We start from the raw sequence: 12,637 nt of genomic DNA, 5'->3' as shown, positions 1-12,637 counted from the left end.
TCGCGCGCCCAGTGGCCTAAGTTGAAGAAAGCCGGATAAGTAATCCGCGGTGGCGGCGGCCAGAGGCAACGCTACACGGAATCGTGGCACGAGGCAATCACCAAACAGCTTTTTGTCGTTTGTTGAATTTCGAATCCCGAGACCTTGACGTGCCATTCTAAATTCGCCAATGTGCGGGCTCGATATGCGACCTCACCGGTCTCGCGCGCATCGAACGCCAGCATATTCTTATCGCTCCGGTGTCGATAACCTACCCGTCATCCGTAACGTAGCGTTATTCGTGGCCTCCACGGGACCGCTGTTACGAGGAGTCCACCTGTGACCATCGTCAACGAGGTCTTCAGCGTCGTCTCGTGGATCTTCGGAAGCACAGATCCGAGGAGGCTCATCACCGGGCGTGTGATCGATCCGATTGGCGTGCCGCTCGTGGGGGCTTCGGTGCGAATGCTCGCTACCGGCGCTTTCAGCGGCAGTGAGCTTTCGGTGATAACGACCGACGACGAGGGCCGCTTCGAGCTCGATGGAGCTGCCGCCCCGGACGAGTACCTCATTATTATAGAGGCGCGGGAGGGGGAGCGCCGCATCGTCGAGACGCGCCGCCCTCCCTACTTGCTCGGCGACGTGCAACTCCCCGTGCCATTCCGCCTGACGGCATCGGTCGGGGATGGCGGTGACAACCGACCCCATGACGTGCGCCGCGTGCAGGATCGGCTCCATCGGCTCGGCCGCCTCACCGACGCCGACGTCGCGGCGGAGCCGATCGATCTCGCGGCCTCACCGCCCATGCAGCCAGGACCGCGCCTGCTCGCCGCGCTCGCAACGCATTTCACCGCGTCGTTCGGGCGCCCACTGCCTTCGATTCGTGTGGAGCCCACCGGTCCGACCGTCGCGGCTCTCGCAATGGATCCACCGTTTCCTCTCATCCATATCGGCCTGAGCTCGGCGGTGGGTGAGCTCCCCGATGCCGACGCCTCCGTCCCCCGCAACGAGCCCGCGTCCTTTGCCGCCGTGCAGGAGCGGCTGCAGCAACTTGGGCGGCTCTCCCGCGCCCAGCATGTCGCGGAGTACACGGATGTCACCGCTGCGGGCCCGGTGGCTCTCGCAACCAAGCCGCAGACGATGGCCGCGATTATGGCCTTCGACAGGGACGTGGCGGGCGGAGCCTTGCGCGCGATCGTACCCGGCGCGCGGAACGAACATCTGCTGAATGACCCCTTCGTCTTCGGGCGGCAGCCGCTCCCGCTCACCGCGAGCGTGGGCACCCATGGCCGAAATCGCCCCGCCGACATCCGCCGCGTGCAGGATGGGCTGCATCGGCTCGGGTTTCTATCGGGCGCCGCGCATCAGGTGGAGCGCGCGGTGGTCGCCGCCACGAACGAGAACGGCCGCGTCGCCGACACGAGCATCCCACAGACCCTCGCAGCCATTTCGGCCCTACGCCAGACGCGGCTCGGCGAGCCGGCGCCCGCTCCATCGCTGGTCGACCCGGTGGATTCTGCGCTGCAGCGCTTGAATCGCCCGCCGCGGCTCGAGCTCACCGGCATGGTCGGGTGGGGTCCAGCCATGGCGGCTGCGAATCGGCCGCCCGACGTCCGCCGGCTGCAGGAGCGCCTTCTGCTTCTTGGCTTCCTTTCGCAGGCCGATTTCGACGCGGAGCGCGCCGACCCCTACGCGACCGAGCGGATCGACCAGGCGGACGTCGTGCACACGGCCGTCGCGCTTTCGCTCGTCTCCGAGCAACGGGGCCCGCTCGTGTTGACCAGCTCGGTCGGCGCCGGCGCCGTGAACGCGCGCGCCGACGTTCGTGCCGTGCAGGATCGATTGCGCGGTCTGCGTTTTCTCGCCGAGGCGGATCATCAGAGCGAGGCTGTGGACCTCGAAGGCGCGGGCCCATTGGACGTGACCACGCTCGTGGCGACATTCGCGGCGATCGAGCAACTCCGGCGGCGCGTCTTCGAGCTCCCGCCCGCCGCGGACCTCAGCCCCTGGACGGCGCAGCGGCTCATCGAGCCCGGAGACGAGACGCATCAGCTCCTCGTCGATCCGCTCCATTTTGGCCGGCATCCGCTGAATCTCACCGGATCCGTCGGCACATATGGGTGGAACTTTCCGGCCGACGTGCGCGCGCTCCAGGAGCGGCTGCACGCGATGCGGCTCCTTGCCGATCCGGACTTCGAAGCCGAGGCTGTGGATCCCGCGCGCGCCGGCCGGATCAGCGATTCCGAGCTCGTGGCGACGCGCAAGGCGATCCGGCGCTTCCGTGCGTCGCTGCTCGGCGAGGCCGCGCCCGTGCTCGAGCGGGTGGAGGCGCGCAGCCCGGAGCTCGTCGCCCTGGAGGACCGCTTGGGCGCCCTGCGTACGCCCATCGAGCTCGTCGATTCCGTGGGGTACGACGGAAACAATACTCCGGGAGACGTTCTGCAAATCCAGCGGCGCCTGCATGGACTCGGCTTCCTCACCGACGAGGACTTCGATGTTGAATCGAGGGCCGTGCCCGACGCGGAGGAGACGCGTCTCCACGACCATCAGATCGCGTACACGATCGCGGCCATCGGAGATTGGCAGGCGTTGATGCTCGGCGCGCCGCAGCAGCCACGTGTCGCGCCGTTCTCGGAGACGCTCCGTTCGCTCATCTGGCCGGTGATCCCGCGCAGCGTGCAGCTCACGCTCGGCGACAAGGTCGGCACCGCCGGGGTCAACGCGCGTGCCGACGTGCGCCCCGTGCAGGACCGGCTGTTCGAGCTCGGCCTGCTCGGCGGCGTCGATTACTTCGTCGAGCGGGTCGATCCGTCTGTGGGTGGGTCCGCGCCCGTGGCCACGCTCACGGCGACGATTGCGGCGATCGGGCTGCTTCAGCAGACCCTCGCCGGCCTCGCGGCGAAGGCGCCCGACTTCGTCATCAATCCCGGCGCGGGCGGCCGGGCCCGGCGCATCCTCGAGGATCCGGCATTCTCCACGCCCACCGCACCGAACCCGAACTGCGTGCTCGTTTTCGCGGGGCCGAAGCGACCCACCTTCGCGGACGCGGACCTGACGCGGCTCATTCGCGCGATCGAGGCGGTGGAGGGAGGCGTCTCGACCGGGGAGATTCCGGCGCTCCTGCGCAATGCGTCCGGCACCCCCGCTTCGTGGGGCTCAGCGCAGGTGGTCGGCAGCAAGGCGCTCGATACGCTCCTCGGCTCGACGACCTTCGCCACCTTTTACGGCCTCAGCACCACCCGCCTGCAGGCGCTGCGCGACAGAGCGGTGGCGACGGTGGAAAGATTCGAGGAGATCACCGCTGCGGTCGCGGCGAATACGACCGAGGCCGCGCTGAAGACGCAGATCGCGGCCTACGTGACGGCCCACGCGGCGGCGGTGCGCGCCACGACCGGCCTCGGGCCCGACGACATCGAAGCGATGTTTCGGACCGGGCAGCTACGCCGGCACCTCTTGGCGCTCGGAACGGGCGGAAACGCGGCGGTGCTCTGCAATCCAACGACCCACCCCCACGCTGCGGCCAACATCGCCCGTCTCCGCCTCGCGCAATCGGACGTTGAGACGTACCTGCGCGAACCATACTTCGAAGAGCACAAACAAGGCTTCGTCAACCGCAGCATTTTCTTGACGCCGGAAGGTCAGCTCCTCCGCAATGCGTTGACCGATGACACCGGATTCAAGATGGGGCGCCACGCGATCCGGAGCAACTGGAACACGACCGGAAGCCTCGGGCTGGATGCGCGGACCCGAGCCCAGATCACGGCATACATGCACAATAAGGGCGGGGCCGCCTCCACCCTGGCCGGCGACCTCGATACCGTCGCCGATGACGACTACGTAAAGCGCGTGATGAACCGCTACGACGCGCTGCCCTGAGAGGAGACCGGAATGTCACCGAACTTCCCGCAAGTGCTCGAAGCGCTCGGCGTCCTGGCAGCGTTGCCGGCGTCCGAAACCGACGACATGGCCAAGCTCCTCCAGCAGTGGAAGAGCTACTTCGAAACGGCGCCGAACGTCACCGTGACCCCGGAGCAGCTTTCGGCCTGGTCCACCCTGCTGACGAATTTGATCGCCGCGCCGGATCGTCCGCAGGAGCTCGAGCTGATCGAGACGGCTTGTGAGAACCCGCTGCTCGGGCTCTCGCTCATCCTCGCGTCCATGCCGGGCACGGCGAAGCGGCAAGCGCAGCGGTGGTGGAACCTCCATTTTGCGGAGCAAAGCTCCCCGGAACGCGGCAGCGACGGCACCCCGATCGTGTGGAAGATCAAAGACGGCACGACGGCCGATTGGACGGTCAAGACGCTCCCGCCGCCGTCGCCGGGGTCGGGCCCGGGGACGGCGAGGAAGTATCTCATCTTCAGCGACGTGCATCGCGACGCCGCGACCGACGACAAGGGGCTCTTCCAGTCGGGATCCATCGACCATTTCAAGCGCAATGCCCAGCTCTACCAGCGCATCCTGGACTACGCCATCACGAACGGGTACACGGTCATCGAGGGAGGGGACTGCGAGGAGCTCTGGTTCATTCGCAGCATCCAGGAATACCCCCGCAAGAGCGACGGCTCGCTCGACATCGCGGCGAAGCTCAGTGAAATCGTCAGCACGCACCCGAGCATCTTCGAACGGCTGCGCACGCTCCACAAGCAGGGGCGTTATTTCCGCACGTACGGCAATCACGACTCTTACCTGAGAAAAGCCGGCACCGACGACTCCGTCTGGCAAGTGCTCAAGACGGAGATGGAGAAGAACAACTCCGGCCCCTTCCAGCTCTACGACGCGTTCGTCATCGACGGCGTCAAGACGATGATGGAGCAGGGCATCGCCGACGTGCTCACGGACGCGGCGAAGCTCCTCGTCGGCCAGACGACCAAGGAGCAGCTACGCGACAACCTGCTCATCGGGCGCCTCGGCCTCGATGCCGGCGCCTACACCGAGAAATGCCGCATGCTGGTGTGCCACGGCCATCAGTTCGACCCCTGGAACTCGGCGAACAACCAGATCCTGGGGCAGCTCATCTCCAATACCGTGGCGACCTACGTCGACAAGAAGATGGATCCGTTCCTGGATTTGCGTGGGTTTGCGTGGAACGGCAACCCGCTCCTCGAATTCGACGACCTCTTCTCGCGCTGGCCGGTCTTCGACTCCTGGCCCGCGCGGAGCTCGGCGGTGCGCTTCGCCCATCAGGTGCAGCATATGCCGAACGAGCAGCGGGTGCTCCTCGACAACATCATGTTCTATGAGAGCGTCGCGGCCCTGTATGGCACCTTCGGCATCGCGCTGAACTACTGGGACCCGGAGCGCAACCAGGAGATCACGCCGGCCCAGAGCCGGAACGAGCTCGACCTGTTCTCGTCCTCCGGGATCGCGGAGTACCTGAAGCGCCATCACATCCATCACATCTGCATCGGTCACACGCACAACCCACATAGCCAGCCGCATTTCAAGTTGGACAACATCGCGGCCCTGGTGCCTCCCCTGTCGCGGGTGATCAAAACGATCCAGCTCGAAACTCCCGACATCCTCGAGCCGCAGTTCAAAACGACGTATTTCAACAGCGGTACGGTCGGGTGGATGGAGGGCGTGGTCTGGGCCATCGAGATTGACACGACGGGCCAGGCGCGCCTCGTGTACTGGACGGACAAGAGCACGGAGCCCGAATACATGGATTGGGAGCTCGAAGTGCTCCCGCAGGAGGTGAAAGACCTCATCCTCCAGGGGGCGACCACCGCGCTCGGCGCGACGTTGCCGGCCATTAAGACGCCTGTCCAGACCGTCTACAACGCCCTGAAGGAACGTCTGGCGGAGTTGAACGTCTCGCCGGGCGCGATGAACCAGGCGATCAAGAAGGCCGCCAAGCTCCCGGTCTATTCCCTGGCGCTCGCGCTCATGCAGTCACCGGAGCAGCTCCTTCGGGTTCGTCAACTTCAGGAGGCGCCGAGCGCGCTGAAGAGGAGCGTGAAGCAGCTACAGGATCAATACGAGCGATTGCGCGATTTCTCGCTCGACGTGTGGTTCTCCGTCAAGCGTCGATTCCTCAGCGGCTTCGCGTCGGACAGCGAGACCGAGACGTGCGTCATCCGCGCTCCGATCCCCGAAGCGTCCCGGAAAAATCTGGAGCGATTCAAGCGAATCTTGAAGACGATGAACATGACCGAGGACCAGGCGCTCCATTACGCGGGGCTCGCCCTGGCGATCTTCGACCAGCTCCCGCGCAACCTGCCGTTTTTCTCCACCGTCACGGAGCCGCAGAACCCCGACGCCCGCCTCCACGACTCCGAAACGCCGGTCCTGCAGGCGCTGCTCGGGACCCTTTGGATGTACCCACCTGCGGGACAGACCGTCAAAATCGGGGGCGTCGTGCTGCAATCGAAGTTCGCGCTCGAAGGGGCGCACGTGAGCCTCACGGTCACCCTGTCGAAGGACCCTGGAGGCGTCTCCTGAGCCACGGGAGCGCAATGGGGTAGGTCCCGCTCACCTCGACGAACGCATCGGCACCGCGGATCCGCTCTCGGGTCCGCGGACAGGGGGGGCGGGCTGGGGCAACTTGGCGCGGAGATGTTCCTGGGCGAACGCCGCGACGGCGGCGACAAACCTTGCCCTTCCCTTGTCGGCGCGGATGGAGTAGGTTTGTCCCCGATGGCGAAGATCGGGCGCAACGAATCCTGTCCCTGTGGCAGTGGACGCAAGTACAAGAAGTGCTGCGTGGCGACGGCTGCCGCGGCATACACGGCGGCGGATCGCGTATCCGCGCTCGGGCGACTGCTCGACTCGGTCGATGAAGACGATCTGGAGGGGTCGCGGGAGGGGTTCTGGGGCGACCTCGTGCCCCTCCGCGACAAGTACGAAGACGCCATTCTGCACGACATGGCGGAGTGTGCTTTCCAGTGGTGGCTCTTCTTCGACGCGCAGAATCACGCGGGCGTCACGCTGGCCGAGCACCTTCTCGAACACGATCGTGACCTCCGCGCGGGAGAGCGGAGATACCTCGAGATGGGCCGCGCGAGCGCCATGATACTCTATGAGGTCGTCGCAGTTGAACCGGGTGCGTGCGTGACCGTTCGCAATGTCCTCGATGGCGGCGAGGTACGTGTCCGCGAGCGGAGCGCGTCGCGTGCCGTGCGCCCGTGGGATCTCGTCGCCGCGCGGGTCTTTGCCCAGGGCGCGTCGGGTTCTCCGGAGTTCGATGGTGGCCTCTTGCCGCTCCCGAGCCACCTCCGGGGCGCCTTGATCATGGATCTCGAAAAGGCACGCGCCGAGCTCGATGACGCAGATTTCCGAACGAGCCTCGCCCCCTTCTTCTTCGAGGTCTGGCTCACCCCGAGGATGCCAGAACTCGTCAACCACGATGGCGACCGTCTCCTCTTCACGACGGGGTACTTCGACGTGCTCGACGAACGCAAGCTTGTATCCGAGCTCGACCGCGCGCCGGGTCTCCAGCGGGACGACGACGCGTATCGCTGGACCTGGATTGCAAGCGGCGAGCAGCGGGCGGGAGAGGTTGTCATCGCCTCTTTGCGCATCGAAGGCGAGCGGCTGGAAATCCAGACGAACTCCCGCGAGCGCGGCGAGCGTGCCCGGGCGCTCGTGGAGGCGCTGGTGGGGGATGCGGTGCGATACCGCGTCACGAAGCACGAAGACGCGGAGCGAGGTATGCGTGAGGCTTCACTGCGCGGTGGCAGCGCATCCGTGGCGCAGCCGGAGGCGGCCGAACCACCTGGCCAGCCAAACGGATTGTCAGGACGACCTTCATGAAGTGGGAGCGGGTGCCGCTGGTCGCACTCGTTGCAGGTCTCGACGACGGGCGACACAATCATCGTGAAGTGCAAGCGTGAGTACGTCCTCGTGGGCTCCTGGGGCTGCGAGGCCCTCAACACAATCCCACGTTTTCCGTTGTTGCTTCCTCCACCCCTGACTCTGTATCCGAAGCTCTGACCGGGCAGAGCGACGCCAGTCCGGCGGATGCTTTCCCGAATACATCTGATAGCTATCGATTTTTCGGCTGGCGCTCTCCTCGTCGTGAGGGGCTGCCCGACACATCGCCGTGGCCACCTCCGATCGTGCGCCGGCAGAATCGTTCAATGCCGTCGTCCGAAAAGAACCCTTGTAGGGTGGAGGCCGCCGTGATAGGTCTTCCAGCCGTGCGTGAGAGCGCGCCTGTCGCCGATGTGATCGCCCTGCCGGCGTCGGCCGCCGCTGCCATTGCGTGGCGCGTTGCAGGGCAGCTCCACCTTACCGTCATCGTCAAGGCCACGTTCGCCTTCGTGCCCGACGCGGATATGCAGCGCGCCGAGCCGCAGCCGATCCTGCGGGCCGAGGTCCATCACGGCAACAATCCGGGCCGCAGCGTCCGTTTCACCACGGACGTGGCGCCGTATCTGGGCCGCACCGATGTGCTCTTCACGGGCCACGCCTATGCGCCCCCGGAGCGCGCCGCGCATCCTTTGCCATTGCGCCTCGCGGTCTTCGACGGCACGAGGCCCCTCTTCGACAAGCGGCTCGTGGCCCATGAAAAGGCGGGCTTTCAGCGCATGCCCGTCGTCTACGAGCGCGCGTGGAGCGGCGCGCTGGGGGAAGAAAATCCGCTCGGGATCACGCAGGGCGAAGGCGAGGCAAGCATCACCGATCCGGGCGCACCGCTTCGCCCTGCCGGTTTCGGCCCGATCGCGCGTGCCTGGCCTGCGCGCAAGCGGCTCCTCGGAGCCACGCCGCGCAAGGCGCTGGAGGGCGCGATCGCGGAGATCCCCGATGGCTTCGACTGGTCGTATTTCCAGGCGGCGCCCCCGGATCAGCGCACGATGTTCCTGCGCGGCGATGAGTGGATCGTGCTCGAAGGGCTCTCGCCCACGCGGCCGCACGTCGCCACGCGCTTGCCGGGGGCGCGCGGCGTCATGAGGATTTTTGGTCTCTCCCCGTTCGGCGTCCCCGAGGGACATCCGCTCGATCTCGTGGCCGACACGCTCCGCATCGACGGTGACGAGCAGCGATGCACGCTCGTGTGCCGGCGCAGCTTCCCCGTCGCGGGCGAGGCGGCGCTCGCGGCCGCGCGCATCGTCGCCGGCATCGAGGTCGCGGGGGAGACGCTCGTGTGGCCCGATCCGCGAAGGATGGAGCAGGCCGCGGCTCCCGCATCACCCGTGACCTCGCCCGCCGTCGGTGGCGACGACGCCGTGACGGTGGTCATCGGCAAGGGCGCGGAAACCGTGGTGCTCGCGGACGACGAAGGAGCGTCGGCGACGCGGCCGATCCTGCCATTTTCGCATGCTTCGCGTCACGACGCGCCCGCGGCGCAGACTGGCGCCGTGGCATCAACATTCGTGCTGCAGCCCGATGACGGCGTCGTCACGGCGCCGCCGCTCCCCTTCGCGGATCCGGGCACGCAGGGCGTGCCGCGCGCAGCGCCCGCTGCGCCGATCGCGGGCGCTCCCTGGTCCGGTCAGAACGCGCCGCGCATCGTGGCGCCCGCCTTCGACGCCGGTACGATGATGCTCGTCCCGGAGTCCGAAGAGGTCGCGCCGAGGGTCCCGCCCGAGCCGGAACCTTTCGTCGCACCCGCACCTCCGGCCACGCCGACGCCTCCGGCCGTGATGGCACCCATCATCTCGCTCGGGGCAGAGCTCCCTGCCGCACCGGCGCCGCCCGCGGCCCCTGCACCAGCGACCTCACCTTCACCCCACGACCGGATCGACCTCGAGCGCTGTGCCGCGATCGCGGCGGAGCTCGCCGAGCGTCCTGCGTCGCGCACCGAGATCCTCGCCAAGCACGGGCTCACGGACGAGACCTGGCGCGCCACGGAGCAACGCTGGAACGACGCTGTGGATCAGGAAGTCAAGCGCGGGGTGATGGCGCTGCGCGATCGCTTCGACGCGGCGTACCTCGCTGCGTGGGAGGCCATCCGTGGCCCGGTCGACGTAAAAACCTACGCGACCCTCGTCGTCGCCGACGAGCGCGGCAACCTTTCCGCGTCGCTCGATGCGCTCCGGATCCGGCGCACCGTGTGGATACGCGTGAAACGGCGGTGGGAAAAGCGGATCGTCGATCCGGTGCTCGCCGCGCAGGTCAAAGAAGAGATTGCCCGGGTCCGGTCCGCGTGAAGCGGCGTCTCGAAGGTCGAGCTCCGGCTGCTCGGCGCACAATCACGTCTTTTTTCTCGGAAGCCGGATCGCTATACTCCACGCCCGAAGCGCCGGGGCCCTCGGCGCCGCGATGAGAAAGGTACACCCATGCGCGACCTCATCACCTTTTCGTCGAGCGGACTTCCCCGCCCGTCGCGTGTCGTCGGCTTCCGTGGCACCGAAGCCGTTTCGCGTCCCTATCGATTTGAGGTCTACCTGCAATTTCACAGCGACGACGGCGACATCGATTTCGCCGAAGCTGTGGGCGACCCGGCCAGCCTGGTGATCGATCGCGAGAGCGACGACATCCCGCCCTTCGTGCTCGCCGGTGTGCTCGGCGACGTCGATCTGGTGCACGAGTATGGTGGCCGGGCCTTGGTGCGCGTCGTGCTCGTGCCCCGCTTCTCACGCCTCGCTCTCTCGCGGCACAGCCGGATCTTCACCCAAAAGAGCGCGCCCGACGCCATCCGGGCGATCCTCGACGACAACGGCCTCGCCGGCCGCTACGAATTCCGCCTCACCCAGAGCTACGAGGTGGAGGAGCACATCGGTCAATACCGCGAGAGCGATTTCGATTTCGTCTCCCGCTGGCTGGAGCGCGAGGGTATTTTTTATTTCTTCGAGCACGGCGAGGAGGGCGAGAAGGTCGTCTTCTGTGATGACAAGTCCTACCCCGCCGAGGGCCTGGGCAAGCCGGTCCGTTATTCCCCCCAGACCGGGGCGGATCGTAGCGCCGGCGCCTCGTTCCGCTCCTTCTCCCTGAATCACGGATCCATGCCCGCCGAGGTCAAGCTCCGCGACTACGATTATGCGCGGCCGAAGCTCGATCTCTCGGGGTCTGCGGCGGTCTCGGCCAAGGGGGCCGGGAAGGTCAGCCTCTATGGCGAGCGCTTCTTCTCTCCCGACACCGGGGCCCGCCTGGCCAAGATTCGATCCGAAGAGTACCTCACCCGGAAATCGATCGCCCGGGCCACGGGCACGCGGATGCACCTCCGCGCCGGCTACACCTTCGATCTCGAGGAGCACCCCCGCGCCCGCTTCAACACCAAGTATCTGGCCATCGAGGTCCATCACCAGGGCAACCAGGCCGCCGGGGATGTGCGCATCAAGGAGCTCATCGGCCTCGAGCACGACGACACCTATTTCGTCGAGGTGGCGGCCATCCCGGCCAGCACCCAGTTCCGGCCCGAATCCCGGACGTCCTGGCCGCGGATCTACGGTTTCGAGAACGGCGTCGTCGACGGCGGCGGGGAGAGCGAATACGCCCAGATCGACGAGTACGGGCGCTACCTCGTGAAGTTCAACTTCGACGAGAACGACTCCCCGAGCGGCTCCGGATCCACCTATGTGCGAATGATGCAGCCCCACGGCGGGAGCATCGAGGGATTTCATTTTCCCCTTCGCAAGGGCACCGAGGTGGTCTTGAGCTTCCTCGGCGGCGATCCCGATCGCCCGGTGATCTCTGGCGTGGTCCCCAACGTGCTCACCCCGAGCCCGGTGAGCAGCGGCAACCACACCAAGAACATCATCCAGACCGGCGGCAGAAACCGCCTGGAGCTCGAGGATCTGGCGGGCTCGCAGCGGGTCACGCTCTCCACGCCCTATTCGAACAGCTACATCCGCATGGGCTCACCCAACGACGGGCACGAGTTCATCGCCAAGACCGACGACAACGGCCTCATCTCCATCGGCAAGAACTACGACAACACCGTGGGCGAAAACTGGACGGTCAACGTCACCGGCGACATCAGCATCACGGCAAAGGGGAACCTCGACATCAAGGCCGAGGGCGATGAAACCAACGAGTGGAAGCACCAGACGGAGAAGGTCCTCGGCAACAAAACCACGTTCACCGTGGGCTCCACCCAGGATTTCAAGCTCGCCGCCGTGATGGAGTTCGGCGGCCTCTGGAAGCAGGAGCTCCTCGTCGGGCTCAAGACCGAGCAGCTCCTGGGCGGCAAGCTCGCGTTCACCTGGGGGAAGGTGAGCGAGTTCTATGTCGGGCCCAAGAACGAGACCATCAAGGGCAACAAGAAGGAGACCCTCAAAGGCAACAAGACCGAGCTCCACATCGGCAATACCACGTCGACGCAGAATGGGAGCGTGACCGAGATCCATCGCGGCGACGAAGACGTGACCCACGTGGGGAAGCTCAAGGAGAAGCACCAGGGAGATACGGTGTCGCTCCACTTCGGTGATCTGACCGATACGCACATCGGAAGCGAGAAGATTACCCATAACGGGAACGCCCAGGTGACGCACATCGGAAAGCTCGACGAAAGCCAGCGAGGGCTCGTCAACCTCGACACGATTGGCAATGTCCGGGAGACGTTGAAGGGCAACTCCATGTACAAGATCACCGGGCAAACGCTCGAGATTTACGATGGTGTCGCGGTCGAGGTCAAAAACAAGGTCAATCAGGAGAGGCTCAGGACCCGAATTTCGAGGCTCGACAGAGAGCTGAAGCAGGCGGGGCAGGAGATGTGGCGCACCGGGCGATTCGTCGTCCTGTAGCCGGCGTCGAGCTCCTCGTCGCTTCGAGATCG

Annotated in this window: 5 protein-coding genes; all 5 read left to right on the top strand. The window is 66.1% G+C overall.

Translation table 11 applies throughout. The features are described 5' to 3' along the window. Window positions 1-318 precede the first annotated feature (318 nt). The 5 genes from KEG57_RS28560 (at window position 319) to KEG57_RS28540 (ending at window position 12,605) form a co-directional block, all read left to right on the top strand. The gene (locus KEG57_RS28560; RefSeq protein WP_272426793.1) at window positions 319-3,855 is read left to right on the top strand and encodes a carboxypeptidase-like regulatory domain-containing protein; all 3,537 of its coding nucleotides are present in this window, start codon (window positions 319-321) and stop codon (window positions 3,853-3,855) included. A gap of 12 nt (window positions 3,856-3,867) precedes the next feature. Next, entirely contained in the window at window positions 3,868-6,420 is a 2,553-nt protein-coding gene (locus KEG57_RS28555) for a hypothetical protein (protein WP_272458977.1), read from the top strand. A 195-nt stretch (window positions 6,421-6,615) separates the two neighbouring features. After that, complete coding sequence (locus KEG57_RS28550) at window positions 6,616-7,731, top strand: SEC-C metal-binding domain-containing protein (protein ID WP_272458976.1); 1,116 nt, start codon at window positions 6,616-6,618, stop codon at window positions 7,729-7,731. Window positions 7,732-8,117: 386 nt separating this feature from the next. Then, the gene (locus tag KEG57_RS28545; protein ID WP_272458975.1) at window positions 8,118-10,070 is read left to right on the top strand and encodes a DUF2169 family type VI secretion system accessory protein; all 1,953 of its coding nucleotides are present in this window, start codon (window positions 8,118-8,120) and stop codon (window positions 10,068-10,070) included. Window positions 10,071-10,199: 129 nt separating this feature from the next. Continuing rightward, complete coding sequence (locus KEG57_RS28540) at window positions 10,200-12,605, top strand: type VI secretion system Vgr family protein (protein WP_272458974.1); 2,406 nt, start codon at window positions 10,200-10,202, stop codon at window positions 12,603-12,605. The last annotated feature ends 32 nt before the right edge of the window (window positions 12,606-12,637 follow it).

It is taken from the genome of Polyangium jinanense (assembly GCF_028435365.1).
The sequence above is the reverse complement of the archived record's forward strand: the minus strand, read 5'-3'. Positions and strand labels throughout refer to the sequence as shown.